Source organism: Roseibium sp. LAB1, from assembly GCF_054658235.1.
The window spans coordinates 993,074-1,018,323 of sequence record NZ_BAAGIB010000002.1 but is presented as its reverse complement, the minus strand read 5'-3'; the positions used below and the strand labels follow the sequence as shown (position 1 = coordinate 1,018,323).

Genomic DNA, 25,250 nt, shown 5'->3' with positions numbered 1-25,250 from the left:
AACCACCGTAAGGCACGGAGCCCTGTTTTCGTCTGGATCGCGCGTTCCGCCTGCCAGTCTCCGGCTCGCTGTGTGACGGGTGGCCTCAAAACCTCAAAAATCAAATTGACAACAATAATGTCAAAATGACATAAAACTTGTCAAATGAGGTGCCCATGAAAAAGTCCGCAGAGCTTTACGAAATCATCCGTCTGATACGCCCCGTTCACCGCCGTCTCGCGCGGGCGGTGGAGGCGAAACTGGAAGGAACCGAGGTGACCGTCGGCATGCGTGCGGTCATGGAAGTGCTGGAGGAGGCAGGTCCCTTGGCCGTGCCCGAGATCGGGCGGGCCCTGTTTCTCGCCCGCCAACAGATCCAGCTTCTGATAAATGCCCTGGAAGAGCAGGGCCTGGTCGAGCGCCGACCCAATCCGGCGCACAAGCGATCGCCATTGTTCACGCTGAGCGAAGGCGGACACGACCGGTTCGGCGAAATCAGGGCGCGGGAGACCGATGAAATTGAGACAGTCTGCGAGCTTTTTTCGGACGAGGATCTGCGCTCCACCCAGCGGGTCCTATGCACAATGCTAGATCATTTCGCCGCGTTCGAGGACGACCCGGACCGGCCCAAGGCACTGGAATAATTTCAAGAACAGGAGAGGTCGGATGACCGGTATCTGGATTGCGATCGGGCTCTGCACCGCGGGCGTTGTTGCCTATATCGTCTATTGCCTGCGGCGGCTGGGAACGCCGACAAAAGGCGCAAGTATCGACAGGACACTGCGGCCAGGCACGGCTCTGGTGGTGATCGACGTGCAGGAGGACTTCACCAGGAACGTCGGCAAACACGCTTTTGACCCAGGCCAGAGAGACGCCGTGCTTGCCGAAATAGGGCGCCAGGTGGAAGCGCATCGGATGGCAGGCCACCAGGTCGCTTTTGTCAAGAATGTCTTCCGCGACTGGCCGGTGATCGCGGCCATGAAGATGTCGGCGGGCGGTATCGGCACACCGGGGCGAGACGGTTTGAAACTCGACCGGACGCTTGCTGTCGGCAACGCTCCGGTCTTCGAGAAATCGATCGGTGACAGTTTCTCCAGTCCGCAATTCGAAGCCTGGCTTGAGGAAAAGCGGATCGGGCGGCTAGTCCTGGTCGGTCTTGATGCCTGTCATTGCGTTCAGTTGACCGCAAAGGGTGCGTTGAACCGGGGGTATGACGTGGAAATCCGGGAACCGGCGACGCTGACAACCACACCGGACAGATGGACGGACCTCAAAGGCGAGTTGGGTAAACTCGGGGCAGCCTTCGCCTGAGGCGGGCGCAGCCGACGCTTTGTCCGGCTGCGCTGCAGGGCTTTTTATTGTGCAGCCTGGAGTGATCTCTCCCGGCTGCGCAAATCCAGCAGCTGGGATATCCAGCTGTCTCGCTTTTGCAGAAAGGCGATCAGAAGCGCGGGATAGTCCGCGGAGACCGCATCCTGTACCGAAGATCTTGCCTTGAGGCACTCGCGCCAGGCCTGGACCCGGTCAAACGTGTCAAACGTCCCGAGTTCGACAAACGTCTCAAAGACATCGAAATAGCGGAAGACCGGCGCAAAAGCCGCATCGACCAGCGAAAAGGATGGGCCGGCGAAGAACGGACCGTCCGGATCGAGTTCGCCTTCCAGGTGACGGAACTTTGCGCGCAGCGCTTCGCTGGCGGTGTAAAACCCGGTGTCGTCCCTGGCGTTGTAGAGCGCACCGATCCCGTTCAGGATCTGCGAGGCAAATTCGATATAGGCCCGGTGCCGGGCGCGGTCTGCAGGGTCTTCCGGATGCAGCCGGCTACCCTCGGTCTCGTCCAGAAATTCAACGATCGGGGCGGACTCGAAGAGATAGCGCTCGCCGTCCAGTTTCAGCAGCGGCACCTTGCCGAGTGGGGAGGCCGCACGGAACCAGTCCGGCTTGTCGGCAAGGTCGATAGTGACCCTTTCAAACGGCACATTCTTTTCATGAAGGACGATCGCTGCGCGCTGCACATAAGGGCAAAGCGCATGACTGATCAGGGTGAGGGTATCTGGCATCCGGGGAAACTCCTTTTCATGCACTTGCATTAAAATGAATGCAGTTGCATGAAAAATCAAGATTGATGCAGTTGCATAAATTTTCTATCTCTCGTTCATGACCAACACCACGCAAACACCGCCTGCTGCCATCGACGCCTGGGCCCGTCTTCAGCGGGCAAGCGGCGCTGTTCTGGCAAGGGTCGAGGCGCGCCTGAAGGCGGCCGGGTTCCCGCCACTCGGCTGGTACGATGTGCTGCTGGAGCTGAGCCGGGCGCAGGACGGGACCCTGCGACCGGTTGAAATCGAAAAGCGGATGCTGCTGGCGCAATACAATGTCTCGCGTCTGCTCGACCGCCTGGCGGTCGCGGGTTACATCGAAAAGCTGAAGAGCCCGGAAGACGGCAGGGGTGTTTCGGTACGTCTGACCCAGGAAGGTGAAGTGCTTTTGAAGGCCATGTGGCCCTGTTACCGGGCAGCGGTGGACGCCGAATTCACAAGGCTTCTGGAGCCGGGGGACACCGAGGCGCTCTGGGACGTGCTGGGCAAGCTTGTGCGGTGACATCTGTTCCCGGGGAGTGAACACACTGTTTCCCCATGACACGCCAAAACATGCGTATAAGGTCGGCAAAACCTCTTAATGACCGGACTCTGATTGCCATGACCGACAGCACCAACCTGGACGAACGGACCGGACTTCCGCAGGAATGGCTGTTCCTTCTGAAAGAACATCCGCGCGAAGACTGGCCGGGTCACCGGAACCTGGGGCCCTTGACCGAATTCTGGCTCGCCCGGCACAACGGCTTTCGTCAGCTCGGCGGTGATCTGGACACCATCCTGACTGACTTTCGCGAACAAAAGATTCCGGTAAACCGGTTTGGCAACCTGTTCGCGCCGCGCCTGCAGCAGTTCCTTAGCGAGCTGCATCACCATCACATGATCGAGGATCAGCACTATTTCCCGGTCTTCATGGAGGCCGAAAAGCGCCTTGTGGATGGATTCGAGCTGCTGGAAGGCGATCATGAGCTGATCCACCACCGCATCGAGGCGGTGATCAGGAGCGCCAACAAGCTGTTCGGACAACTGCAGACAAAAGACCGGGACGCCATCCGCCGCGCAGCCGACAGTTTCGCCGGTGTCAGTGACACCCTGATTTCCGGCCTGATGCGCCATCTGGACGATGAGGAAGACCTGATCGTGCCGGTGATCCTGGATCGCGGTGAGAGGAAGCTGGGGCTGTCGTAGAGGTGGGTATCAGTCCGGCGTAGAATGCACACGTTGTTATGTGGAGTTACGGACCCCTCTGTCCGTTTCACGGACCCCTCTGTCCGTTTCACGGACATCTTCCCCACAAGAGGGGAGGGTGGTACGTGCGGTGTTGCCCTGGAGAAACGGCGGGTCTGGTAATTTGATATCGCCGCTGCATCGTGAAACAACAGGCTTGACTCTTTTCCCGGCCTAACGCATTTAAAATGGCATGACCAAGATGAGCGCATCCTTCGTGTATTTTTATTACGTCACCGACATACCGGCGGCTGCGTAGGATCTTGTTCACCCCATAGACACCTCAAAAGCCGCCGCGTCAGGCGGCTTTTTGGTTTCTAGAGACCCGAGCTTCCTGGCGGGGGAACCAGGAAGCGAAAAATGACCAGACATATGATCGAAGCCGGAAAACCGGCGACAAAACTCAAATCGGAAGCACTTGCAGTGCTTCTGGAACGCGGCCTCGTGCATCAGTGCACGGATATCGAGGCACTCGACCAGACCCTGTCGCAGGGGCCGATCACCGCATACGCCGGGTTTGATGCCACGGCCGCCAGCCTTCATGTCGGCCACCTGATGCCGCTGATGACCATGCGTTGGCTGCAGAAGCTCGGCCATCGTCCCATCGTCGTGCTCGGTGGCGGCACCAGCCAGATCGGCGATCCGAGCTTCCGCAAGGATGCGCGGCCGATGCTGGAAGAACGCCAGATCGCGGCCAACATCGCGACCATACGGCGATCCGTCGAACGGCTCGTCGACATGGAAGGCGAAGATGGGGCTTTGCTGGTCGACAATGCGGAATGGCTCAACGAATTCCGCTTCCTGGAATTCCTCCGCGATTATGGCTCCCAGTTCACCGTCAACCGCATGATGACCTTCGACAGCGTCAAGTCACGCCTCGATGCGCAGATGCCGCTGACGGTTCTGGAGTTCTGCTACATGATGCTGCAGGCCGTCGATTTCCTCGAGCTGGCAAAGCGCCACGATTGCTCGCTTCAGGTTGGTGGGTCCGACCAGTGGGGCAACATCGTCAACGGTGTGGAGCTTGGCCGCCGCGATGGCCGCAAGCTGCACGGTCTGACGGTGCCACTGCTGACCACCGCCAGCGGTGCCAAGATGGGCAAGACGGCCGCCGGGGCGGTGTGGCTGCATCCCGAACACCTGTCGCCTTTCGGTTTCTGGCAGTTCTGGCGCAACACCGCCGATGCGGATGTCGCCAGGTTCCTGCGCCTCTTCACCGAGCTTCCGATGAGCGAGATCGACAGGTTGGCGGAACTGGAAGGGGCTGAGTTGAACGAAGCCAAGAAAATCCTGGCCACCCAGGTGACAGCGATCGTTCACGGCCCGGAAGAAGCCCGTGGAGCCTTGCAGCAGGGCGATGCGCTGTTTGCGGGTGAAGGCGAGATCCTGGAGCCGACCCACAGTCTGCCGCTGAAAACGCTGGCGGATGGTCTCGGCGTTCTGGAACTTGTGGTCGCGGTTGGTTTCGCGGCATCCAACGGTGAAGCCCGCCGGCTGGTGGAAGGGGGCGGCGTCCGCCTCAACAACCTGATCGTCGACGACGCGCGCCGCCGCATTGCCACGGGTGATCTTCAGGCCAATGACCGCCTGTCGGTTTCCGTCGGCAAACGCCGCAAGGCTCTGGTGGGGTTTGAGTGAAGCGTCTCAGACGGCTTCCGTATCATCGATCAGAACGGCCGGTTCCAGCCGGCCGTTGTAACCAAAAACCTTCCCGATCAGCGGGAAGGTCACTTCTACGGTGAAACTGTACCTTCCATCGACAACACGCTCGCGCCCGACCGCTCTCGGAGCAAGACGCAGCGGTAGAGGCAGGGGGCCAAGCGAAACCTTTGCCGGGGTGATGTCAATGCCCTTGTCGCTTGCCGTTACCCGCATCTTGAACAGGAACGGTCCAAGGCGTTCCAGCATGCAGGGATAGCCTTCACCCATTCCGGCCATCATGTCGGTCCGGAACGGCTGCCCGTCAAACCGCCGGGTCCAGCGCTCGCCGCCCACGACAGGTTCAAAGCTGGTCTCGACCGGAACACCTATCTGCGCTTCCGGTAACCTCACCAGCCGGCAAATCAGTCTTGCGCCCCACGAGCTTCCCCGGCTGACATCCGCGGTGCCCCGCGCCACCCGCGCGAAGCTGTGCATCCGCCGGATTTCTGCCGGAACCTTGTCGAATTGGGGGCCGAGGATGGTTTGATAAAGCGTGCGGGGCATGTGAGAACTGCTTTGATGTCGATGTGTCTTCTCAGACAGACCATTCTCGCATCGTTTGGACAACTGCAAATCTCTTTGCACTTGTTTGGTGACGTCCAGGTGAGCACCATTCAACCTCCCCATACCTTAGCTTCCCCACCATCCCCTTCCACTTCCTCCGTCATGCCATGGCCGAGCCCTGCAATGACGAATGTTTGGGACGAACGGAATAGTCCAGGGCTTTCCGGACTGTGGAGAGGAACTGAAAGAGGGAAGCGCAACGCGGCCACAAAGAAAGAAGCCGGGTTTGCCCCGGCTTCCTTTGGACCAGTCAGCCCTGTTTCTGCAGCTGCCTTGCCCGGTATTCTTCCACCGGCAGGCCGCCGACGCCCCAGTTCTCAAGGGCCACTTCCTCGATCACCACAAAAGTGGTTGCCGGGTTCTTGTCGAGAACGTCAACCAGCAGGTCCGTCGCGCCTTTGATAAGCTTGGCTTTCTGCTCCGCCGTCACCCCTTCGCGGGTCACCTGGATATTCACGTAAGGCATGTCACGCCACTCCTTCGTTGCGTGGTCGGATTTCGAAAATCTTCGCCATGATTTGCCAGCGGCCTTCGTCGCGCACGAAGGTCAGGAAATCGGTGAAGTCGTTGGTGCCGATCGAGCAGCGAACCCGGGCAAAGGCCGTGTTCTCACCGGCGAACTGGATCTCGTCGATGACGTCGCGGCGCTCCTCGCCCCGGGACGCCGGCGACTGACGGGCAGCGACGACCGGCACATAGTCGGCCATCGTGCGATAGAGCAGGGGTGTTTCGTCCGCTGTGGCGTAGATTGCCCTCTCGTGAAACACCGCCTGCAAAAGGTCGGTATCGCAGTGATAAAGTGCGTCGAAATAGTCGGAAATGACGTTTTCCAGCGCTGTGAAGGCACTGCTCATGCCGCCAGGCCTTCTTCCTGAAGGGTCTTCTGGGTGGCTGGGCGGGTGCGAATGCGCTCGACATAGGCGGCGGTCTTCGGCCAGTCGCCAAGGGACACGCCGATGAAGTTCGTCCAGTTCAGGATGACAAAGGCATAGGCGTCGGCAACTGAGAAGGTATCTCCCAAAAGATAGTCGCCGCCCTTGGCCAGCAAGGCATCGAACTGGCCGAGTTTGGTCTTCAGCTTGGTCTGGTTTTCAGCTGCTTCTGCTTCAGAAAATTCCTTGCCGGAGAAGAACGGGCTGAACCCCTTGTGCAGTTCTGAGGACAGGAAGCTGAGCAATTCCAGCACGCGGAACCGGTCGAGCGGCTTGCCCGCTGCATCGGCGGCAAAGTCCGGATATTGGTCGCCGAGCCAATGCAGGATCGCGACGTTTTCGGTAAGAACGTCACCGCTTTCAAACTGGAGTGCCGGTACATAGCCGCGAGGATTTGTCAGCGAGTAAGCTGCTCCGGTTTCGGTCAGACCCGCAGTCGTGTCCACTTTTTCGAGACTGTAGGTGGCTCCGGCTTCATTGAGCAGGAGATGAGCAGCCATGGAACAGGCACCGGGTTTATAGAACAGTTTCATCGATTGGCTCCTTCGTTCGTATCGATGCCCGGAAGGTGTTATTTTAAGTCACCATTGACAAGCAGGTTTCTATTGGTAACTTGAATTATCGAGTTACCGTACAGAAACCTGATGGTTCCTGCGTGACCTTGAACCCTTGAAGATCGTGTGGTCCCATGGCCTTGAAAATGCGGAAGAATCAAAGCCCGGCGCCGCCGGAACCCTGCAGCCTGACACAGTGCATGCAGGTGATATCCGGTGCCTGGGCGCCCAACGTCATCTGGAGCCTGCGGGCGGGGCCGCGCCGCTTCAACGAGCTGAAGGCGGATATTCCCCCTGTCTCCGGCAAGGTCCTGTCGCAGCGCCTGTCCGAGCTCGAAGGACGTGGCGTGCTGTTGCGCCATGTCCGCCCGACATCGCCGCCTTCTGTCGAATATGAGCTGACGGATCTCGGTCATCAGCTGATTCCGGCCCTGGAAGCCATCGTCGAAGTCGGTCACAAACTGAAGATGCGGCGCGACATTCACCTGGAGGCTCAGACTGCCGAATAGGCGGTCGAGCGGGGAGGGGCTCTTGAAACAGCAGACTTTCGTTTGCGTCCACGGCGTCTGGCATGGCGGTTGGTGCTGGTCGCGTCTGGCAAACATCCTGCGGGCACGTGGGCATCGCGTGACCACGCCGACACAAACGGGCCTCGGCGAGCGCTCGCATCTGCTCTCGCCGGAGATCTCCATACAGACGTTCGTGGAGGATATCGTTCGCCATCTGCGCTTCGAAGAGATGACCAACGTCGTTCTTGTTGGCCACAGCTTTGGCGGTATCCCGATTACCGGCGTAGCCGACCTCCTGCCGGACCGGATTGCGAAGCTGGTCTATCTCGACGCAATCATGCTGGAGAGTGGTGAAACCTGGTTCGATCTTTTGCCTGAGGATCTCGCGGAAGACCGCAGGAAATTGGCAGAAAACAGCAGCGGAGGCCTCTCGCTGCCGCCGGCCTCGCCGGCAAGTTTCGGCATCACCCGCCCCGATGACATTGCCTTTCTGGAACCACGCCTGACACCGCATCCGTTCCGGACCTTCACCACGGCGCTGGACCTGAAACACCCGGTCGGCAACGGCCTTCCGGCTCACTACATCGAATGCACTGACCCGCCCTATCCACCGGCGAAGGTGGCGCTTGAACGCGCGAAGGCAAAAGGCTGGCCGGTCTCTCAAATCGCGACTGGGCACGACGCAATGGTGAGCGAACCGGAGGCGCTGGCCGATTTGCTGGAGGACATCTCAGAGCAGCCTTGACGACCACCAGGTGCCGTTTCGGTCTCGGGTCTTGAACGGAAAACGGGGCAGTCTTCTTTCGAAGACCGCCCCGCATCACTGCCGGAACAGGATCGGTAACGCCGGCAGTTTTAGAAGAACCCGAGCTTGTTCGGGTTGTAGCTGACCAGCATGTTCTTGGTCTGCTGATAGTGATCCAGCATCATCTTGTGGGTCTCACGGCCGATACCGGACTGCTTGTAGCCGCCGAAAGCCGCGTGGGCGGGGTAGGCGTGGTAGTTGTTCACCCACACACGGCCGGCCTCAATGGCGCGGCCGAAGCGGTAGCAACGGTTGGCATCGCGCGACCACACGCCGGCGCCAAGGCCATACATGGTGTCGTTGGCAATCGCGAGGGCTTCTTCTTCCGTTTTGAACGTGGTGACGGATACGACCGGACCGAAGATTTCCTCCTGGAAGACCCGCATCTTGTTGTGGCCTTTCAGGATGGTCGGCTGAACGTAGAACCCGCCGGAAAGGTCACCGTCGAACTTCGCTTCCGCGCCGCCGCACAGCACTTCCGCACCTTCCTCGACGCCGATGGTCAGATAGGACAGGATCTTGTCCTGCTGCTCGCGGCTGGCCTGGGCTCCGACCATGGTCTCGATGGCACGCGGATCGCCCTGCTTGATTGCTTTCACACGGGCGATAGCCCGCTCGATGAAGGCTTCGTAGATGTCTTCCTGGATCAGCGCCCGGCTCGGGCAGGTGCAGACTTCACCCTGGTTGAAGGCGAAGAGAACAAAGCCCTCGATGGCCTTGTCGAAGAACGCATCGTCCTGGCTCATGACGTCGGAGAAGAAGATGTTCGGCGATTTTCCGCCGAGTTCCAGGGTCACCGGAATCAGGTTCTCCGTCGCATATTGCATGATCATCCGACCGGTTTCGGTGGACCCGGTAAAGGCGATCTTGGCGATGCGGTTGGACTTGGCAAGCGGGGCACCGACTTCCGCACCAAAGCCGTTGACGATGTTGAGAACGCCATCCGGCAACAGGCCGCCGATGAGCTCTGCCAGCACCATGATCGCAGCCGGTGTCTGCTCAGCCGGCTTCAACACGACGCAGTTGCCTGCGGCAAGCGCCGGAGCCAGTTTCCAGGCTGCCATCAGGATGGAGAAGTTCCACGGGATGATCTGTCCGACGACCCCGAGCGGCTCATGAAAATGGTAGGCGACGGTATCGGCATCGATCTCCGACATGGAACCTTCCTGGCCGCGCAGAACACCTGCGAAGTAACGGAAGTGGTCGATGGAAAGCGGAATATCTGCCGCGGTGGTTTCGCGGATCGGCTTGCCGTTGTCCCAGGTTTCAGCCTTGGCCAGAATGTCGAGATTCTGTTCCATGACATCGGCGATCTTCAGCAGGATGTTGGCGCGTTCCGCTGCCGGGGTCCGACCCCAGCCGTCCTTGGCAGCATGTGCCGCATCGAGCGCCAGATCCACATCTGCGGCGTCGGAGCGGGCGACTTCGCAAACGTTGGCGCCGGAAATCGGCGTGATGTTGTTGAAGTACCGTCCGTTCACCGGCGCAACGAACTTGCCGCCAATGTAGTTGTCATAGCGGGATTTGAACGGTGACGTCGTGTCGACGTCAAAGCTTGGCATCTGATTCATCTGGGATCCTCCACAAGATCGGCAGTCAGGCAACTGAAGCTGCGACTGACCGAAAGTCCCGGTCCTCCACCGGGAATGGAGGGACTGTGCGGGAGGAGCTTGCGCAGCGATAGGAGGGGGAAGGAGCAAGTGTCCGGCATGTGTCTCAGTTCTGAGACAGGTCGGCCGGGATATCAGTCGATGCCGAGCCGTTTCATTCGCCGGTAAAGGGTTGCCCGGCCGATGCCGAGTGCGCGGGCCGCTTCGGAGACGTTGCCTCCAGCCCGCGTCAGGGCACGGATGACGGCAGCTCTTTCGGCCTTTTCAAATCCGCTCGGACCGTCCTCCCGGCCAAGCAGATCTGAAGCGGGCAGGGGTTTCAAAGGGCCGGTTGCACCGAGCCCGAAGGCCTTTCTGGCGGCGCGGGTCGCGCCGAGCACGATGTCGTCGGCATCCACGGCCAACAGCATTGCGGTGTCCGTGGTTTCTCCGTCCGCTACGATGATACGGGCAGAGGGAAAGGCGGCACGGAAAGTTTCGATCTCGATCTGCCTGGCGGTCTGCGAGACCATCGCTGCAATCAGCCGGTTGAAGGTTTCCGTCTGGTCGGATCGAGCGGAGGAGACGTCAAGCGCGCCGGCAAGCCGGCCGTCCGGTCCGTAGATCGGCGCGTCCATGCAGCTCATGCCGACATTGCGTGCCAGGAAGTGCTCTTGCCGGTGGACGATCAGATTGCGTTCCTCGGCAAGGCAGGTGCCGATGCCGTTTGTCCCGACTGCAGCTTCGCTCCAGTCGGTGCCCTGGCTGAGGCCCCAGTCCTGAAAGATGTCCGCGTCTGCCGTCATGCAGCGCTGGTCGAGCACCACCCCTTCCGCGTCGGTCAGTAGAACCGTGCAGCCGGACTGGCCGACCAGGCCGAACAGTTGATCCAGTTTGGGAGCGGCAATCTTCAGAAAGGCTCCGGTCTCTTCCCGGCGCCGACAAAGCTGGTCGTCGCCCATGCGCTGCGGCGGCTTGTGGGCGGCAGGATCAAGGCCGTGCTTGTCGATCGACCTGCGCCAGGACGCTGCAATCCGGGACAGCGCAGGCGCCGATCCCGATTGCACGGTTCGCAGAACTGTTTCGACATGATCTTTCATTGCGTTAATCGACGACCTCGGGTCTTCCGGTGGTTTGTCCCGGTTTCAGACCGTCGGTCCGTTCCTCCCATGAACGCCCGATTGACCGCGGAGGATGGCGGCAATGCAAGGGGAATGCAAGCCGCCTCTCTGGAAGTGGAGCCGGGCCGGGGACGTGAACCCATCGTACTCCTCGGCAAGTCATTGTCTTGCTGGATCCGGTGACTGTCTGGATTTCGGCGTCAAGTCATCGGTTTTACAGAGTTTTCAGGTATTCATTGTCGTTTTTTCCAATGTTCAATTTCGGCAAAAGAATATCTGTATGGGGAGGCTTAGGATTTTGCGAGAATGTGACGAAAATATTTCCCGCGTTTTGAGTTAAAAGAGGAAATATTTCAGGAGTGGATTAATGCCGGTGTAAGCAAGTTCGTATATTCACTATGCTAACTCTGGAGGAGTTTGCATGTATGGAATGGTGAACGAAGGCATTCGTACCTTCATTCTGGACAATCACGGACCAGAGGCCTGGCATAGCATTTGCGAAACTGCAGGCTTGGAGGAGCTCGAGTTCGAAAGAATGTCGAGTTATGACGACGCCATCACCTACAAGCTCATTGAAGCCATTTGCAGCTTTACCGGGCTTTCCTCAACGGATGTCCTCAGCGTCTTTGGAAAATACTGGGTTGAGTTTGCGGGAGCCTCGCATTTCGGCAATCTCATGCGACTTGCCGGCAATTCCTTCGTCGAGCAATTGAAAGGGCTCGACGACATGCATGACCGGATTCTGCTCTCGATGCCTCATCTGAAACCGCCGTCCTTCGAGGTTGACCAGAAGGACGATGGATCCTGCATTCTGCATTACTATTCCGAACGTGACGGGCTGGCGCCGATGGTGGTCGGGCTTCTGCACGGTTTGGCCAATGAGACGGGGGCGACCATTGAGGTCAATCAGGTCGCGGCGAAATCGGAGCAGTCTGATCACGATATCTTCGAGATCAGGATCCTCGACATAACGCCTCAATCCACAATCTCCGAGGTTGGAATTTGACTGCATCCAAACTCGATCTGACCAACAAGGCCATCGACATGCTGTTTCCCATGCATGTCGTGTTGGACGATGACGGGCGGATCGAGGGACTGGGCCCCACCTTGGAAAGGATCCTTGGACCCGGAGTTCTTGGAGAACGTCTGTTCGACGTCTTCAAGGTGGAAAGGCCACGGAGTCTCAGATCCATGGCCTGTATCCGCGAACGGCTCGGCACCAAACTCGTTCTCTCAGCATGTCCGCAGGATGGGGAACGGATACAGTTTCGCGGTTTCGCGCTGAGCGCTGCGGCCAATGACACGATTTTCCTCGATCTGTCCTTCGGGCTTCACCTGTCGCAGGTCGTGGAACGTTTCAGACTGACGGAAGCCGACTTCAAGCCCAACGACTTTTCCATTGATCTCTTCTATTCCTTCGAAGCGCAGCGAACCCTTCTCGAGGACAGCCAGAAGATGGCGACCGCGCTCAAGACGGCGAAGATAGAAGCAGAGAAGAAAGCCTCCCAGGATCCGCTGACCGAAATAGCGAACAGGGGGGCACTGCACCGGCGCCTTGAAGACGTTTTGCAACTGCCCGATACGGGCCGGTTGTTCGCCCTGCTGCATATCGATCTGGATGAGTTCAAATCGATCAACGACAATTACGGCCACACCGCAGGTGACATGATCCTCATGCAAACGGCTGAGGCACTGACATCGGTTTGTGGTCCGGACGATCTTCCGGCGAGACTCGGTGGTGATGAGTTCGCTCTGTTTCTGGCAAATCCGCCGGACAAGGAAAACCTGTATGCCATGGCACTGCGCTTGCTGAACGCCATCGCGATGCCGATCCGCTACAATGGGCATAGCTGCCAGGTCAGCGCGAGCATAGGCGTCGTGGTGTTTCACCCCGGCGAAGTCCAGAACGCCGACAGGCTGATCGCGAATTCGGATATCGCGCTTTACGACGCCAAGATTACCAGGTCGTCCGTCAAATTGCTGTCGAAGGAAATGATCCGGCGGCATGAGGAAACCAGCAGGCTGGTCTCGCAGATCGAAGAAGGCCTGAAATTCAGCCAGTTCGTTCCGTTTTTTCAGCCGCAGATCGATAGTGCGACGGGGCGGGTGTGCGGCCTTGAGGTCGTAGCTCGCTGGGAGACTGCGGAGCAGGGGATTCTGCCACCGGCCCGGTTCCTGGAAACGGCGACCAGGGCAAACATCATGTCCGAAATCGACCGCCAGGTGCGGTGCAAGGCCTTCACCCATTTTGCAGCCTGGAAGTCGACCGGCAGGGACATCGGCAAGCTCTCGTTGAACGTGACCGCTTCGAACCTCAGATCGGTTGAGTTCGTGGCGATTTTGCAGGCGGAACTCGCGAACGCGGGCTTGAAGCCCGGCGATATTCAACTGGAACTTCTGGAATCGATCCTGTTCGACCAGTCCGACCAGGAATTGATCGCCCAGTGCCGCAATCTGGAGCAGGCCGGCTTTGCCCTGGCACTTGATGACTTTGGCACCGGGCACTCGTCCATTGCCACCCTGATTGAGACGCCGGTCGCGACGTTGAAGATCGACCGGTCTTTTGTGTCAGGGCTCGACAGGAATCCGAAGATGCAGAGGATTGCCGGCGCCATGCTGGCAATGGCCCGGAACATGGGACTGGAGGTCCTGGCAGAGGGCGTGGAAACCCGCGAGGAACTGGAGTTTCTGGAAAATTGCGGTTGCCGCCTTTTCCAGGGCTTCTATTTTTCGCCGCCCATCAGCGCAACCGAGATCTTGCAATGGCTGGATGTCTGGGCCCCTGATCTGAAGTGCCTGACTGCCTGACTGCCTGACTGCCTGACAGCCTGACAGCCTGACAGCATTCTTACTTCCAGAATGGCTGGGTGGCTGCGCGGGGCATAGTCACTGTTCCAAAAAAAGAAAACCCCGTCTCCTTTTCTGGGAAACGGGGCCAAGTGGATCTCGCGGGGAACGCGAAGTCTCTTCTTTGGAGTGCCTGCTTATGCCTGCAGGCGGGATCTTATCTCCTTGCGGAGGTCGTCGATGGGTGACGTCTTGCCACCCTCGTTTATGTGCCAGAAAGTCCAGCCGTTGCAGGCTTCCTGACCCTGTACAAGTGCGCCGACCTTGTGAATCGAGCCGGTATGATCGCCGGATTTCAGCGAGCCGTCTGCGCGCACGATGGCAAGATGCTTGCCTTTCGGGCAGCTGAGTTCCGTACCCGGCTGCAGCAGACCGCTTTCCAGCAGCGTGCCGAAGGGAATGCGTTTCAGCGCCCGCTTGCCCTGCTGCATTTCCAGCGAGGCCGCATCACCCGGCTCGATGGCCGAAATGCGCGCCGTGGCCGCGTCGATATAGTCCTGCTCACGCTCCACGCCGACGTAGTGGCGGCCAAGCTTCTTGGCCACAGCCCCGGTGGTGCCGGTTCCGAAGAACGGGTCAAGCACGACATCGCCCGGCTTGGAGGAGGCGGTCAGGACCCGGTAGAGCAGAGCTTCCGGTTTCTGGGTCGGATGAACCTTCTGTCCGTCCTTGCCCTTCAATCGTTCGGTACCCGTGCACAGAGGCAGGTGCCAGTCGGAACGCATCTGAAGGTCTTCGTTGAAGGTCTTCAGGGCATCATAGTTGAAGGTCGGCTTGGCATCTTTCGACTTGACTGCCCAGATCATGGTCTCGTGGGCATTGGTGAACCGTTTGCCGCGGAAATTCGGCATCGGGTTGGACTTCAGCCAGACGATGTCGTTCATGATCCAGAAGCCGAGATCCTGCAGGATCGCGCCAACACGGAAGATGTTGTGATAGGAACCGATCACATACAGCGAGCCATCAGCCTTCATCACCCGGCGTGTGGCCAGAAGCCAGGCCCGGGTGAAAGCATCATAGGCTTCGAAACTTTCGAACTGGTCCCAGTGGTCGTCACAGGCGTCAACCTTGGACTGATCCGGTCTGTGCAAATCGCCACCCAACTGAAGGTTGTAAGGCGGGTCCGCAAAGACCAGGTCGACAGACCGGGACGGCAGTTTCTCAAGGGCGGCTACGCAGTCGCCCTTCAGGATCGTGTTTAGCCAGGAAGCACCAGCTTCCGGTTCATTTGATAGACGGGGTGCCGCGAAGGACACCCCGGTACGCAGTACACTCATTGCGACGCAATACCTCACGCAATTTCGAGTGTCATGGTTACCGGGTTTGGTAAATCAGGGGTTAAGTTCGAGAAACAAAAATTCCCTTTGAATCAAGGCTTTGTTTACAATCGTAAATGCTAAATGAGAAGTTAATGACCTGTCCCGACCGAAAAGGCCAGAATTCTGCTGATTTCGTTCAAAGGACGACCGGAAGTTGCTTTCCAATCGTTAAAGGCCGCCTGAATTGCGGTAAGATTTTTTTTCGACAGCGTGTCCTTGTCGATGACATTTTCGCGGATCAGGGCGTTAACCACATCGCCGGAGAGGACGAAACTTTCCTTGCCCATGAAACGCAGAGCGATTTGCCCTGTATTGCCACCAAGGCGGCTGCCCCGCTTCTTGAGCAACTCCATCAGGCCGATCTGGTCGCTGACCGGGTAATGCGCGAAGAATTTGGCCGCGCTGCCGTGTTCGGTCGCAAGCTCCTTTAGAAAAATCGCGTTTTCCTGGACAGAGCGGATCTTGGCGCCGTTGCGGACAATGCGCTTGTCGCCGAGCAGCTCCTCGAACGCCTCGTCGGGCAAGAAGGCCAGGCGTGCCACGTCGAACCCTTCGAAAGCGTCTTCGAAGCCCGGCCACTTCTGGTCGATCACCTTCCAGCTGAAGCCGGCCTGAAACACGCATCTGGTGAACATGGCAAGCCAGCGATCGTCACCGACCTGTTCCAGCTCTTCCGCAGTCTTGGGCGCATTATGCTCCGCAAGCAGGGCATTGAGTGCTGCCGGTCCGCCTTTCTTTTCCGCGGCCAACGCTTCTATGTCTTCAAACGAACGCATGCAGATCTCCGTCTCGCTGCAAATAGCCGATCCACCCTTAAACCCTCATCCTGAGGAGGCGCTCGGCGCTTCCTCAGGATGAGGAAAAGGAGGGGAGGTGGTCGGAGAAAAACCTTAGCGTTCCTGGATCTGTTTTGTCCGTTCAAATTTGCGCAGGGCCAGCGAAAGCGTGATCGTCATCATCAGATAGATCAGTGCCACCACGTTGTATGTCTCGAAATAGCGGAAGGACCCGGCGGCATAGACCTTGCCAAGCTGAGTGATGTCGGCGACACCCAAAACCGATACCAGTGAACTGTCCTTGATCAGGGCGATGAAATCGTTGCCGAGCGGCGGCAGAATGGTTTTCAGCGCTTGCGGGAAGATGATCAGCCGGAACCGCAGCCAGCGGTTCATGCCGAGCGCTTCTGCGGCCTCTATCTGGCCCTTGTCCACGGCCTGGATGCCCGCGCGAAAGACTTCGGCAATGAAGGCCGAGTAGCCGATCGTCAGCGCCAGAACGGCGCGCCAGAGCAGCGGGAAATCCCGTGTGCGCAGCGGATCCAGTCCCAGGGGTTCCAGGATGGCGTTCATCCCGGCAATGAACAGAGGCGTTGCGACGAAGGCGATATAAAGCAGCAGCACGATGATCGGCATCCCGCGCACGATCTCGACATAGAACCTTGCGCTCTGGCGCAACACCACCGATCCGGAGAGTAAGGCGAGGGCCAGCATGAGCCCTATCAGCGACGCGAAGAAGAAGGCGACCAGTGTCACGAAAACTGTCAGCCCGATACCGCGCGAGACTGTTGCCATGACCTGCGAATAGATGTCGTCGGTAGCAATCTGGAACAACAGAAAAACCGCAATGCCGCCAGCGACCAGAAGCCAGTAGGGAAAGTCCTCTTTGGGCGCGCCGGACGGTGTGGTGTTGCGGATCATTGGTTGGTCTCGGCTCCAGCGTTATTTGCGGCGGTTCAAAGGAAAATGGCCGATATCGGGGCCAAAGGCCCGGATACCGGCCACAGGTCGGAAAGTCCAGCCGCCGGGGGCGGCGAATGGCCTTACTGGGCGACTTTGTAGTCGAAGAACCACTTTTTGTTGAGTGCATCCAGGGTGCCGTCGGTCCGCATGCTGTTCACTGCCGCGTTGATCGGCTCGATAAGGTCGGAACCTTTCGGGAAGATGAAGCCGAAGTCTTCCGAGCCCATCGGATCGCCGATGAGCTTGAAGGTGTCCGGGTTGGTCGCGACGTAGCCCTGGCCGCCTGTGCTGTCGGTCAGGACCAGATCGACGTCCCCCGTCTTGAGAGCCTGAACGGCCGCGCCGAAGGTTTCGAACAGCTTGATGCGCGGATTGGCTTCGTCGCCGTCCAGCACCTCATAAACAGTCACGTAGAAGGGCGTGGTGCCTGGCTGGGCACCGGCCAGGAAGTCCTCGTTGGCCGCAAAACCCTTGGCGTCTGTAAAGCGGTCCTCATCGGCGCGCACCAGCATGAACATTTCAGAGCGCATGTAGGGTTTGGAAAAATCCACCTGTTCCGCACGGTCGGCCCGAATGGTGATGCCGTTCATCGCCATGTCGTATTCGCCAGCGGAAATGGCAGGGATCATGGCGTCCCAGCTGGTGTTCTGAAAGGTGACGTTCAGATTCAGCCGTTTGGCGATTTCGGCAACAGCATCATATTCCCAGCCGATTGCCTCGCCTGACTTCGGGTCGACGAACTGCAGCGGGGGATAGGTGTTCTCCGAAGCAATGACGATGTTCCGGCCACCAAGATCCGGCAGATTGTCGGCAAGGGCGGAGACGCCTGCGCCAATCAGGGAGGAAACGGCAACCGCGAGGGTCAGGACGGTTTTTTTCATGGGAGACTCCTGGTCAAAAGTTAGCCGGACTTTAGCCGCTTGCCACGCGTTGGGAAAGCCTGCTGAAATGCCTCGTTGAGGACGGAGTGCAGAAATTTTCTCTCTGCGAAAAAAAATTCAAAATCCGATGTTAGATCTATTGACCAAAGGGATCGTTAGCGGGACTGTTAGCCCATAACAACAATAAGGAGACGGTTTGTGTCCAACTCTACCAAGAACTTTTTTCATCAAGCCGCCCGCAGGGTCCGGCATGCGCCATCGCATCCGCTTGAGGTTTTTACCGACGCCAACAAGGCGGTCGACCGGCTGATCGAAATCTTTGAATCCAACACTGCATTTCTGCGTCAGCATTTTCAGGATCTTCTGGAAGGCAAGGAAATCGACGGTCGCGTGCGCGCGTTTTATCCGCAGGTCCGTATTGTGACCGACAGCCACGTCCGCCTCGACAGCCGCCTGTCCTATGGGTTCGTCTCCCGGCCGGGCACCCATGCCTCGACGATCACCCGCCCGGACCTGTTTCGCAATTATCTGGTGTCGCAGCTGTCGCTGCTGATGAAGAACCACGACGTTCCGATCCAGGTCGGCGACAGCGACATGCCGATCCCGCTGCATTTCGCCTTTTACGACGGCACACATGTTGAAGGCGGCGCCGCGGCGGCCAATCTCGACCGTCCCCTGGCAGATATGTTCGATCTTCCGGACCTGACGGTAATGGATGATTCCATCGCCAACGGTACTTACGATCCGTCCGACGGGGTCATGCCGCTTGCCTCCTTCACAGCTCCGCGCGTCGACTATTCGCTGCACAGGCTGCAGCACTACACAGCAACAAAAGCCGAGCACTTCCAGAACTATGTGCTTTTCACGAACTACCAGTTCTACATCGATGAATTCTGCCGCATGTCCAAGGAACTGCTCTTGCAGCCCGACAGCGGCTACGAGTCCTTCGTGTCCCCCGGCAACGTCGTGCTGGAGGCAGGGCAGAGCCAGCCGGACGGCGAAGAGCTGACAAAGCTTCCGCAAATGCCGGCCTATCACCTGAAACGGGCCGACGGCAGCGGCATCACCATGGTCAATATCGGTGTCGGGCCTTCCAACGCCAAAACCATCACCGACCATATCGCCGTTCTGCGTCCGCATGTCTGGCTGATGCTCGGCCACTGCGCAGGCCTCAGGAACAGCCAGACACTCGGCGATTATGTTTTGGCACATGGCTACGTGCGCGAGGACAATGTTCTCGATCAGGATCTGCCGATCTGGGTGCCGATCCCGCCGTTGGCCGAAGTGCAGGTGGCACTGGAAGACGCGGTTGCGGAAATCACGGGTATTGACGGCTACGAACTGAAACGCGTCATGAGGACAGGGACGGTCGTTTCGCTCGACAACCGCAACTGGGAACTCTGGGATCAGCCGGAACTGGTCAAACGGTTCTCACAGTCCCGCGCCATCGCGCTCGATATGGAATCGGCAACCATCGCCGCCAACGGCTTCCGCTTCCGTGTGCCCTACGGCACGCTGCTGTGCATTTCCGACAAGCCGCTCCACGGCGAACTGAAGCTGCCGGGCATGGCGACCGATTTCTACAAGCGGCAGGTTGCCCAGCATCTCCAGATCGGTATCAGGGCAATGGAAAAGATGCGCGACATGACCGCCGAACGCCTGCATTCGCGCAAGCTCCGCAGCTTTGCCGAAACGGCCTTCCAGTAGCAGACAGAGGTTCTGCGGCGAACTGGATTTCGGTGTCACCCCGGGCGAGCAAAGCGAGACCCGGGGGCCACTATTTTCCAGTGGGCCGATTGATCGCCCGCTAGCAGCAAAGGCCTTGTACGCTTTGGCCGAAGGTGAGGCGGGTAGGTCCCGGATCTGCGCTGACGCTTGTCCGGGGTGACACCCGGGTTGGAGGGCGCACGTCGATCAGTGGCGAGCGCAGTTGGTCTGGGCATCACCTTCTTTAGGAAGACAACGAGACAGAGACGGTTGCCCGCCTCCGCGTCATTTCTCCCGTCAAACCGTCGCCCAGGTTCCTGTCTCCGACGACTTCCAGGCAGCTTCCGTGACCAGTTGCACATCCAGGCCGTCCTGGAACGTCGGCCAGACGGGCTGTCCGGTCTCGATGGCTTTCAGAAAATCCCGCATCTCGATGATGATCTGGTCCTGATAGCCTGTGCCGTGACCAGGCCCCTGGCAGAAGGGCAGGTAGTCGGGATGCGCCGGCCCGGTCAGGATCTTGCGAAAGCCACGTTCTGCCTCCGGTCCCTCGGCAAGGTAAAGCCAGAGGGCGTTCTGGTCCTCCTGGTCGAAGCGGATCGCGCCCGTGTCACCGTAGATCTCATAGGCGTAGCCCATCTTCCGACCGGTCGCGACGCGGCTGATGAAAAGATGACCCATGGCTCCGCTGCGAAAGCGGCACATGAGATGGGCCTGATCGTCATTGGTGACGGCTTCCGGCCCCGCATCACCGGGACGCTCGGAATGAACTGTCTGGATATCCGCACAAACGCTGGAAATCGGGCCTGCCAAGCGCAGGGCGGCGTTGATGATGTGAGGGGCGAGGTCGCCCATGCATCCGTTGCTTCTGTCCTTTGTGCGCCAGTGAGACGGCGTTTGCGGATCGGCCAGAAAATCCTCGGTGTGCTCGGCGCGGAGATAGTGGATCCGACCGATCCGTCCCGAGTTGATCAGTTCGAAGGCAAATTGGCTTGCCGGAGTGCGGATATAGTTGAAGCCGGTCATGTTCGGCAGTCCGGACGCCTCTGCCGCCTCGATCATCTTGCGGCAGTCGTCCGCATGACTGGCAAGCGGCTTTTCGCAGAAAACAGCCTTGCCATGTGCAAAGGCTGCAAGGGCGATCTCCATATGGGTCGATTGGGGCGAGGCGATCACCACCGCATCGATTTTCGGATCCGACACCACGGTGCGCCAGTTGTCCGTCGCCCGGTTGAAACCGAAGGCCCTGGCCTTTTCACGGGCACCGGTCAGGGTCGTTGCGCAGATCAGTTCGCAAACCGGGCGCAATCCTGTGTCGAACACCGACGCCACCGATTTCAAGGCAACCGCATGGGCCTTTCCCATGTAGCCTGTTCCGATCAGCCCGACCCGAATTTCCGCCATGGCTTCGCATCTCCCGTTTCATTGAAAAAGCCGGTGCAGACCTGCACCGGCTTCAACATAACCAATGAGACGGTTGCTTGCGACTATTCGGCTTCGTCGGCCGGAGCGGCGTTCAGCATGCCGTAGCGCTCGACGCCGATCTTTTCCAGAAGGTCGAGCTGGGTTTCCAGAAAGTCGATATGGCCTTCCTCGTCCGACAGCAGTTCTTCGAAAAGCTGCATGGACACATAGTCGCCTTCCTCGCGGCAGATGTCGCGGGATTTGGCGTAGGCCGTGCGCGCGTCATATTCGCCCGCGAGGTCGGATTCCAGCACTTCCTTGATGTTCTGGCCGATACGCAGCGGTGCAACCTTCTGCATGTTCGGATGGCCTTCCAGGAAGATGATCCGGTCGACGAGCTTGTCGGCGTGCTGCATTTCCTCGATCGATTCTTCGCGTTCCTTCTTGGCCAGACGCGCAAAGCCCCAATCGCTCAGGAGGCGGTAGTGAAGCCAGTACTGATTGATGGCGCCAAGCTCGAGAAACAGAGCTTCGTTCAGGCGCTCAATGACTTTTTCATTCCCTTTCACGGCAGAGCCTCCTTGTTGCAAACCGGATATTGTTTAGAATTATTCTAGAGTAATTCGCGGCAGGCGCAAGGGTCCGTTGCGCCCTGAAGTGTAACGTCCACTGGTTACACCCTGATACAGTGAATTGAAACCGGCCAGGCAAATCGCCCGCAAAATCAGCGCATGACACACGAACACTCGTTTGCCCGCACTGGCGCAGGCCATGCTGGAGAGGTCGGGCACCACAGGGCTTGCCCTCCTTGTCAGACCTTATCGGAAGCGGGGGCCGTGGCTCCAGCAGGTCAGGGAGTAGCGCGTTCCCTTCGTCACCGGCACGACCCGGTGCAACATGAAACTGGCAAACAGCGTTGCACAGCCCTGTTCGCGCGATGCGGCCATCACCTTGTGCCCGAGACTGATTTCCAGCGCCCCGCCTTCATAGGCGTCCGATGAGGAAAGCTGGGTGACGATGGTCGCCTTGCGGAACTGGGCGATGGGGCCTTCGCCAACGTCGGAATGCCAGTCGTAATGGCCTTCCTCGCTTTCGTCGTAGATGGCGACCTGCAGTTTTTCCCGAAACTCTGTGATGTCGAAATCAAAGGCGTCCCGGTTGGCTTTCGCGACGGCTGTCATCACGCGGTTCAACACCCAGCCAGCAGCGCCTTCGTCATCGAGCCAGCTAATTCTGGCGCGGCGGATATCGCTCTGCTGCTTGCCGCCCACTAGCCCGCCTGTGTCCTGGGCTTCCGCCTGGCTCAGGCGAATAATTTCATCGCAGTCCTTTTGAGAGAAGAGTGCGTCATAGGAATATGTGAACATCGAGGCTCGGATCCGGAGAGAGGTGCGCTGATCAACATCCAATACGGCCAAACTGCAACTGTTTTCTTATGCCGGGAAACAACTATTTTTCGGCCGGTTCGAGTGCGGCGAAAAGCACTTTTCTCATCACGGTCGGAAGTGCTTCCGTTTCAAGCACTTCGGGCGCCGACCACCAGGCCTCCTCGAGCGGGACGGTGACGCCGGCCGGCACATCGGCCCGGTAGATTGCCAGTCGCAGGTGGAAGTGGGTGAATGTGTGCTTGACCTCCGTCGACCGTTGAAGCCAGGCGGCAGGAAATGGCGCCATGCCGGCGGCTTCCTGAAGGTCGAAATCCTCCGCCCATTCGGTCCCCGGAACTTCGCTCATCCCGCCGAGAAGGCCTCGTGGTGGCCGGCGGCGCAGCAAGACAGCTCCCGTTGCCGCGTCAACGGCCACGAATGCGGCGCCGTATCGGGTGGGTTTTTCCTTCTTGGGCGCCTTGCGTGGCAGTGTTTCGGCAAGACCTGATGATTGCACCTGACAGATGGTACGCCAGGGGCAGAGCGCGCATGCAGGCCGTTTGGGTGTGCATATGGTTGCGCCGAGGTCCATGACGGCCTGTGCGAAATCACCGGGCCGCTGGTCCGGCGTCAGTTCCGCCATTCGTGCCTTGATCTCGGGTTTGGCGTCCGGAAGCGGTGTTTCGATCCGGTACATCCGTGTCAGGACCCGCTCCACGTTTCCGTCGACCACTGCCGCATGCCGGTCGAAGGCAATGGTCGCGATGGCGGCAGCCGTGTAAGGCCCGATACCCGGCAACTTCAGCAAGGCGTTTTCGTCTTCCGGAAAACGGCCATTGTGGTTTCGTGCCACGGTTTCCGCACATTTTTTCAAGTTGCGTGCCCGTGAATAATATCCAAGGCCCGCCCAGGCTTTCATGACGTCTTCTTCGTCCGCCGCGGCAAGATCGGTGACCGTTGGCCAGCTTCGCGTAAACTTCGCGAAATAGTCTTTGACTGCAGCGACTGTTGTCTGCTGCAGCATGACTTCTGACAGCCAGATCCGGTAAGGATCGGGCACTTCACCCAATTTCCGGTCTTCCGGCGAAACCCGCCAGGGCAGGCGCCTGGCATGACGGTCGTACCAGTCGAGAAGCAGTCTGGAAGGGGAAGCAGTTGTCATGAGGTCAGCAAAACAAGAGGTGTTGATGTGAAGCAGCAAGCCTTGGATAGCCTGGGGACAACTTGGCTGATACAGGCAATGCCGTGATGTTGGAGAAAGTATTCGTCGTCATTTTGTCGTATTCTATTGAGACACAACACCCCAATCCGGAAATTGGCCGGCAAGACGCCGCACCTTACGTCTGGATGAGGAGGTAGGCTATTAGCGCTACAAAGGCAAACCCTGTGCAGACCTCGAAAGGGGTGAAATCGCTGGCCGATCTTGTCGGCAAGGCGATGACGCCTGTTTGCCGGAAGCGGGGATTTGCGTCCGTTGATATCATTGCCTCCTGGGCCGATATCGTCGGCGAGCGTTATGGCACGCGCGTGCAGCCGGACAGACTGATCTGGCCGCGCCAACCCGAGCGCGGCGACCCGGAAAACCCGCCGGAGCCGGCAACACTGGTGGTTCATACGGACGGGGCAACAGCCCTGATGTTGTCTCATGACAGCGCGCAGGTGATCGAGCGCATCAACACCTTCTACGGCTGGCGGGCCATAGGCCGCATCAAGATCCTGCAGAAACCTGTTCTGGTGAAACAGCCTGTGCGCAAGAAGCCCTTGCGCGACCTGACGCAAACCGAAGAACAGCAGCTCGAAGCCCGTCTGGAAGGCGTTGAAAACGACCGTCTGCGGCAGGCGCTCAAGAAGCTCGGTGCTCAGGTGATTGCTCGCAGGGAAGACGATGCCGCGTGATGCGGCAGTGCATGTTCGTCCAATAACAACTCTGTGAAACTGGAGCCGCCGGAAGTTCCGCCGGATACGTTTTTTTCTCGAAAAGCGAAGGATTCCCGGAACGTTAGCACGGCCGGGGCGCGGATTTACGCGGGCTGCTCCAGACCATTCACCGTCCTCGCTCCTGCCACATTTGATAAGCTTTGTTGACGCCGCCTGCCCGAGAGGGCACAGAGAGCGGCAAGCTGGTTCATCCTGCATTCAGGTGAAGGCAAATAGGGTGGCCAGGTACAATTTAACCCGATCGGCTTGGATGTCCGCCAGGATGTTCTTCGATCCACGCACCGGCCGGTGCAGCGCTTGACTAATGTGACAGGACGATCTTCGTGACCCAGACCCGTAGACAGTTTCTCAAAACCACTGCACTGGCGGCGGCCGCATTCTGCGTTGCCGGTTCCGGCTTGGCCCTTGCCGAGACCGTCGATCTTGCCGAACTGATCAAACCAGGCCCGCTGGGCGACAAGATCCTGGGCGACGAAAACGCGCCGGTCACGATTGTGGAATACGCATCCATGACCTGTGGACATTGCGCTAATTTCCACGAGCGTACCTATCCGGCCCTGAAATCCGAATACATCGATACCGGCAAGGTTCGCTTCATTTTCCGCGAATTCCCTCTCGACCCGGTTGCCGCCGGTGCGTTCATGCTCGCTCGCTGCGCGCCAGCCGACAAGTATTTCGAGATTGTGGACATCATGTTCGAACAGCAGCGGACCTGGGCGTTTACGGACAATCCGTACCAATCCATGCTCGACTTTTCCAAGCAGATAGGTTTTACAAAAGAGTCCTTTGAGGAATGCTTGGGGAACCAGGGCCTGCTCGACGCCATCGATGCGGTGAAAAACCGCGGTGCAAACGAGTTTGGCGTGAATTCCACTCCGACATTCTTCATCAATGGCGAAAAGCACTCGGGGGCGCTTTCGATTGAAGAGATGGGCAAACTTATTGAGGCAAACCTCTAGACTGGCGGCAGT

The 25,250-nt window shown here is 58.7% G+C and carries 27 protein-coding genes; 12 read left to right on the top strand and 15 right to left on the bottom strand.

What is annotated here, in order from left to right:
* The first annotated feature begins 155 nt into the window (after positions 1-155).
* Both ACYQ54_RS14600 and ACYQ54_RS14595 read left to right on the top strand, forming a co-directional pair.
* Entirely contained in the window at positions 156-623 is a 468-nt protein-coding gene (locus ACYQ54_RS14600) for a MarR family winged helix-turn-helix transcriptional regulator (RefSeq protein ID WP_460083484.1), read from the top strand.
* A 22-nt stretch (positions 624-645) separates the two neighbouring features.
* Positions 646-1,290, top strand: a complete 645-nt coding sequence (locus ACYQ54_RS14595; RefSeq protein ID WP_460083482.1) for a cysteine hydrolase family protein — start codon at positions 646-648, stop codon at positions 1,288-1,290.
* 44 nt (positions 1,291-1,334) lie between these two features.
* Here the strand turns inward: ACYQ54_RS14595 and ACYQ54_RS14590 are convergent, their stop codons facing one another.
* Entirely contained in the window at positions 1,335-2,039 is a 705-nt protein-coding gene (locus tag ACYQ54_RS14590) for a glutathione S-transferase family protein (RefSeq protein ID WP_460083480.1), read from the bottom strand.
* A gap of 97 nt (positions 2,040-2,136) precedes the next feature.
* Between ACYQ54_RS14590 and ACYQ54_RS14585 the strand changes: the two genes are divergently transcribed.
* The 3 genes from ACYQ54_RS14585 (at position 2,137) to tyrS (ending at position 4,940) form a co-directional block, all read left to right on the top strand.
* Positions 2,137-2,580 carry a MarR family winged helix-turn-helix transcriptional regulator gene (locus ACYQ54_RS14585; protein WP_460083478.1) on the top strand — a complete coding sequence of 148 codons (444 nt, stop codon included), beginning with the start codon at positions 2,137-2,139 and terminating at the stop codon, positions 2,578-2,580.
* A gap of 98 nt (positions 2,581-2,678) precedes the next feature.
* Positions 2,679-3,263: a hemerythrin domain-containing protein gene (locus ACYQ54_RS14580; RefSeq protein ID WP_460083476.1), complete on the top strand. Its 585-nt coding sequence runs from the start codon at positions 2,679-2,681 to the stop codon at positions 3,261-3,263.
* A gap of 399 nt (positions 3,264-3,662) precedes the next feature.
* Positions 3,663-4,940, top strand: coding sequence for a tyrosine--tRNA ligase (gene tyrS / locus ACYQ54_RS14575; protein ID WP_460083474.1), 1,278 nt, complete (start codon positions 3,663-3,665; stop codon positions 4,938-4,940).
* 6 nt (positions 4,941-4,946) lie between these two features.
* On the opposite strand, the gene ACYQ54_RS14570 is transcribed toward tyrS, so the two are convergent.
* The 4 genes from ACYQ54_RS14570 to ACYQ54_RS14555 all read right to left on the bottom strand — a co-directional run bounded on the left by ACYQ54_RS14570 (position 4,947) and on the right by ACYQ54_RS14555 (position 7,032).
* On the bottom strand, positions 4,947-5,507 hold the full coding sequence (locus tag ACYQ54_RS14570) for a DUF4166 domain-containing protein (RefSeq protein WP_460083472.1): 561 nt from the start codon (positions 5,505-5,507) through the stop codon (positions 4,947-4,949).
* Positions 5,508-5,817: 310 nt separating this feature from the next.
* A complete protein-coding gene (locus tag ACYQ54_RS14565) occupies positions 5,818-6,033 on the bottom strand; it encodes a tautomerase family protein (protein ID WP_460083470.1) in 216 nt (71 codons plus the stop codon).
* Position 6,034: 1 nt separating this feature from the next.
* Entirely contained in the window at positions 6,035-6,421 is a 387-nt protein-coding gene (locus tag ACYQ54_RS14560) for a nuclear transport factor 2 family protein (RefSeq protein WP_460083469.1), read from the bottom strand.
* Positions 6,418-7,032 carry a glutathione binding-like protein gene (locus tag ACYQ54_RS14555; protein WP_460083467.1) on the bottom strand — a complete coding sequence of 205 codons (615 nt, stop codon included), beginning with the start codon at positions 7,030-7,032 and terminating at the stop codon, positions 6,418-6,420. The genes ACYQ54_RS14560 and ACYQ54_RS14555 overlap by 4 nt, the downstream gene beginning before the upstream one ends.
* A 221-nt stretch (positions 7,033-7,253) precedes the next feature.
* Between ACYQ54_RS14555 and ACYQ54_RS14550 the strand changes: the two genes are divergently transcribed.
* Positions 7,254-7,562, top strand: a complete 309-nt coding sequence (locus tag ACYQ54_RS14550; RefSeq protein WP_460083466.1) for a winged helix-turn-helix transcriptional regulator — start codon at positions 7,254-7,256, stop codon at positions 7,560-7,562.
* Positions 7,563-7,584: 22 nt separating this feature from the next.
* A complete protein-coding gene (locus ACYQ54_RS14545) occupies positions 7,585-8,307 on the top strand; it encodes an alpha/beta fold hydrolase (protein ID WP_460083464.1) in 723 nt (240 codons plus the stop codon).
* 110 nt (positions 8,308-8,417) lie between these two features.
* On the opposite strand, the gene adh is transcribed toward ACYQ54_RS14545, so the two are convergent.
* Together adh and ACYQ54_RS14535 are read right to left on the bottom strand one after the other, a co-directional pair.
* Positions 8,418-9,938 (bottom strand): aldehyde dehydrogenase, encoded by a 1,521-nt coding sequence (gene adh / locus ACYQ54_RS14540; protein WP_460083462.1) that lies wholly within the window; start codon positions 9,936-9,938, stop codon positions 8,418-8,420.
* Positions 9,939-10,111: 173 nt separating this feature from the next.
* Positions 10,112-11,056, bottom strand: coding sequence for a GAF domain-containing protein (locus ACYQ54_RS14535; RefSeq protein ID WP_460083460.1), 945 nt, complete (start codon positions 11,054-11,056; stop codon positions 10,112-10,114).
* 442 nt (positions 11,057-11,498) lie between these two features.
* Here ACYQ54_RS14535 and ACYQ54_RS14530 point away from each other — a divergent pair, with 442 nt between their 5' ends.
* Both ACYQ54_RS14530 and ACYQ54_RS14525 read left to right on the top strand, forming a co-directional pair.
* Positions 11,499-12,083, top strand: coding sequence for a heme NO-binding domain-containing protein (locus tag ACYQ54_RS14530; RefSeq protein WP_460083458.1), 585 nt, complete (start codon positions 11,499-11,501; stop codon positions 12,081-12,083).
* Positions 12,080-13,885: a putative bifunctional diguanylate cyclase/phosphodiesterase gene (locus tag ACYQ54_RS14525; RefSeq protein WP_460083454.1), complete on the top strand. Its 1,806-nt coding sequence runs from the start codon at positions 12,080-12,082 to the stop codon at positions 13,883-13,885. Before ACYQ54_RS14530 ends, ACYQ54_RS14525 begins: the two co-directional genes overlap by 4 nt.
* Before the next feature lie 176 nt (positions 13,886-14,061).
* On the opposite strand, the gene ACYQ54_RS14520 is transcribed toward ACYQ54_RS14525, so the two are convergent.
* From ACYQ54_RS14520 to ACYQ54_RS14505, 4 genes are all read right to left on the bottom strand, one after another.
* Positions 14,062-15,201 (bottom strand): DNA methyltransferase, encoded by a 1,140-nt coding sequence (locus ACYQ54_RS14520; RefSeq protein WP_460083453.1) that lies wholly within the window; start codon positions 15,199-15,201, stop codon positions 14,062-14,064.
* Between the two features lie 131 nt (positions 15,202-15,332).
* Positions 15,333-16,019: a DNA-3-methyladenine glycosylase I gene (locus tag ACYQ54_RS14515; RefSeq protein WP_460083451.1), complete on the bottom strand. Its 687-nt coding sequence runs from the start codon at positions 16,017-16,019 to the stop codon at positions 15,333-15,335.
* A 114-nt stretch (positions 16,020-16,133) separates the two neighbouring features.
* On the bottom strand, positions 16,134-16,940 hold the full coding sequence (locus ACYQ54_RS14510; protein ID WP_460083449.1) for an amino acid ABC transporter permease: 807 nt from the start codon (positions 16,938-16,940) through the stop codon (positions 16,134-16,136).
* Between the two features lie 122 nt (positions 16,941-17,062).
* Positions 17,063-17,863 carry a transporter substrate-binding domain-containing protein gene (locus ACYQ54_RS14505; protein WP_460083447.1) on the bottom strand — a complete coding sequence of 267 codons (801 nt, stop codon included), beginning with the start codon at positions 17,861-17,863 and terminating at the stop codon, positions 17,063-17,065.
* A gap of 198 nt (positions 17,864-18,061) precedes the next feature.
* On the opposite strand from ACYQ54_RS14505, the gene ACYQ54_RS14500 reads away from it, so the two are divergent.
* Positions 18,062-19,570, top strand: a complete 1,509-nt coding sequence (locus ACYQ54_RS14500; protein WP_460083446.1) for an AMP nucleosidase — start codon at positions 18,062-18,064, stop codon at positions 19,568-19,570.
* Between the two features lie 297 nt (positions 19,571-19,867).
* On the opposite strand, the gene ACYQ54_RS14495 is transcribed toward ACYQ54_RS14500, so the two are convergent.
* From ACYQ54_RS14495 to mutY, 4 genes are all read right to left on the bottom strand, one after another.
* Positions 19,868-20,974 (bottom strand): Gfo/Idh/MocA family protein, encoded by a 1,107-nt coding sequence (locus ACYQ54_RS14495; RefSeq protein WP_460083444.1) that lies wholly within the window; start codon positions 20,972-20,974, stop codon positions 19,868-19,870.
* 83 nt (positions 20,975-21,057) lie between these two features.
* Positions 21,058-21,543: a bacterioferritin gene (gene bfr, locus ACYQ54_RS14490; protein WP_460083442.1), complete on the bottom strand. Its 486-nt coding sequence runs from the start codon at positions 21,541-21,543 to the stop codon at positions 21,058-21,060.
* A 249-nt stretch (positions 21,544-21,792) separates the two neighbouring features.
* Entirely contained in the window at positions 21,793-22,341 is a 549-nt protein-coding gene (locus ACYQ54_RS14485) for a 2OG-Fe(II) oxygenase (RefSeq protein ID WP_460083441.1), read from the bottom strand.
* A gap of 82 nt (positions 22,342-22,423) precedes the next feature.
* A complete protein-coding gene (mutY, locus tag ACYQ54_RS14480; protein WP_460083439.1) occupies positions 22,424-23,503 on the bottom strand; it encodes an A/G-specific adenine glycosylase in 1,080 nt (359 codons plus the stop codon).
* Positions 23,504-23,727: 224 nt separating this feature from the next.
* Between mutY and ACYQ54_RS14475 the strand changes: the two genes are divergently transcribed.
* Complete coding sequence (locus ACYQ54_RS14475; protein ID WP_460083437.1) at positions 23,728-24,237, top strand: DUF721 domain-containing protein; 510 nt, start codon at positions 23,728-23,730, stop codon at positions 24,235-24,237.
* 365 nt (positions 24,238-24,602) lie between these two features.
* Entirely contained in the window at positions 24,603-25,238 is a 636-nt protein-coding gene (locus ACYQ54_RS14470; RefSeq protein WP_460083435.1) for a DsbA family protein, read from the top strand.
* Positions 25,239-25,250: the final 12 nt, after the last annotated feature.

What these genes read in the sequence shown, in the direction of transcription:
- ACYQ54_RS14600 (WP_460083484.1), top strand. Translation starts at nt 156, where the DNA reads ATGAAAAAGTCCGCAGAGCTTTACGAAATCATCCGTCTGATACGCCCC.
- ACYQ54_RS14595 (WP_460083482.1), top strand. Translation starts at nt 646, where the DNA reads ATGACCGGTATCTGGATTGCGATCGGGCTCTGCACCGCGGGCGTTGTT.
- ACYQ54_RS14590 (WP_460083480.1), bottom strand. Translation starts at nt 2,039, where the DNA reads ATGCCAGATACCCTCACCCTGATCAGTCATGCGCTTTGCCCTTATGTG.
- ACYQ54_RS14585 (WP_460083478.1), top strand. Translation starts at nt 2,137, where the DNA reads ATGACCAACACCACGCAAACACCGCCTGCTGCCATCGACGCCTGGGCC.
- ACYQ54_RS14580 (WP_460083476.1), top strand. Translation starts at nt 2,679, where the DNA reads ATGACCGACAGCACCAACCTGGACGAACGGACCGGACTTCCGCAGGAA.
- tyrS (WP_460083474.1), top strand. Translation starts at nt 3,663, where the DNA reads ATGACCAGACATATGATCGAAGCCGGAAAACCGGCGACAAAACTCAAA.
- ACYQ54_RS14570 (WP_460083472.1), bottom strand. Translation starts at nt 5,507, where the DNA reads ATGCCCCGCACGCTTTATCAAACCATCCTCGGCCCCCAATTCGACAAG.
- ACYQ54_RS14565 (WP_460083470.1), bottom strand. Translation starts at nt 6,033, where the DNA reads ATGCCTTACGTGAATATCCAGGTGACCCGCGAAGGGGTGACGGCGGAG.
- ACYQ54_RS14560 (WP_460083469.1), bottom strand. Translation starts at nt 6,421, where the DNA reads ATGAGCAGTGCCTTCACAGCGCTGGAAAACGTCATTTCCGACTATTTC.
- ACYQ54_RS14555 (WP_460083467.1), bottom strand. Translation starts at nt 7,032, where the DNA reads ATGAAACTGTTCTATAAACCCGGTGCCTGTTCCATGGCTGCTCATCTC.
- ACYQ54_RS14550 (WP_460083466.1), top strand. Translation starts at nt 7,254, where the DNA reads ATGCAGGTGATATCCGGTGCCTGGGCGCCCAACGTCATCTGGAGCCTG.
- adh (WP_460083462.1), bottom strand. Translation starts at nt 9,938, where the DNA reads ATGAATCAGATGCCAAGCTTTGACGTCGACACGACGTCACCGTTCAAA.
- ACYQ54_RS14535 (WP_460083460.1), bottom strand. Translation starts at nt 11,056, where the DNA reads ATGAAAGATCATGTCGAAACAGTTCTGCGAACCGTGCAATCGGGATCG.
- ACYQ54_RS14530 (WP_460083458.1), top strand. Translation starts at nt 11,499, where the DNA reads ATGTATGGAATGGTGAACGAAGGCATTCGTACCTTCATTCTGGACAAT.
- ACYQ54_RS14520 (WP_460083453.1), bottom strand. Translation starts at nt 15,201, where the DNA reads ATGAGTGTACTGCGTACCGGGGTGTCCTTCGCGGCACCCCGTCTATCA.
- ACYQ54_RS14515 (WP_460083451.1), bottom strand. Translation starts at nt 16,019, where the DNA reads ATGCGTTCGTTTGAAGACATAGAAGCGTTGGCCGCGGAAAAGAAAGGC.
- ACYQ54_RS14510 (WP_460083449.1), bottom strand. Translation starts at nt 16,940, where the DNA reads ATGATCCGCAACACCACACCGTCCGGCGCGCCCAAAGAGGACTTTCCC.
- ACYQ54_RS14505 (WP_460083447.1), bottom strand. Translation starts at nt 17,863, where the DNA reads ATGAAAAAAACCGTCCTGACCCTCGCGGTTGCCGTTTCCTCCCTGATT.
- ACYQ54_RS14495 (WP_460083444.1), bottom strand. Translation starts at nt 20,974, where the DNA reads ATGGCGGAAATTCGGGTCGGGCTGATCGGAACAGGCTACATGGGAAAG.
- ACYQ54_RS14485 (WP_460083441.1), bottom strand. Translation starts at nt 22,341, where the DNA reads ATGTTCACATATTCCTATGACGCACTCTTCTCTCAAAAGGACTGCGAT.
- mutY (WP_460083439.1), bottom strand. Translation starts at nt 23,503, where the DNA reads ATGACAACTGCTTCCCCTTCCAGACTGCTTCTCGACTGGTACGACCGT.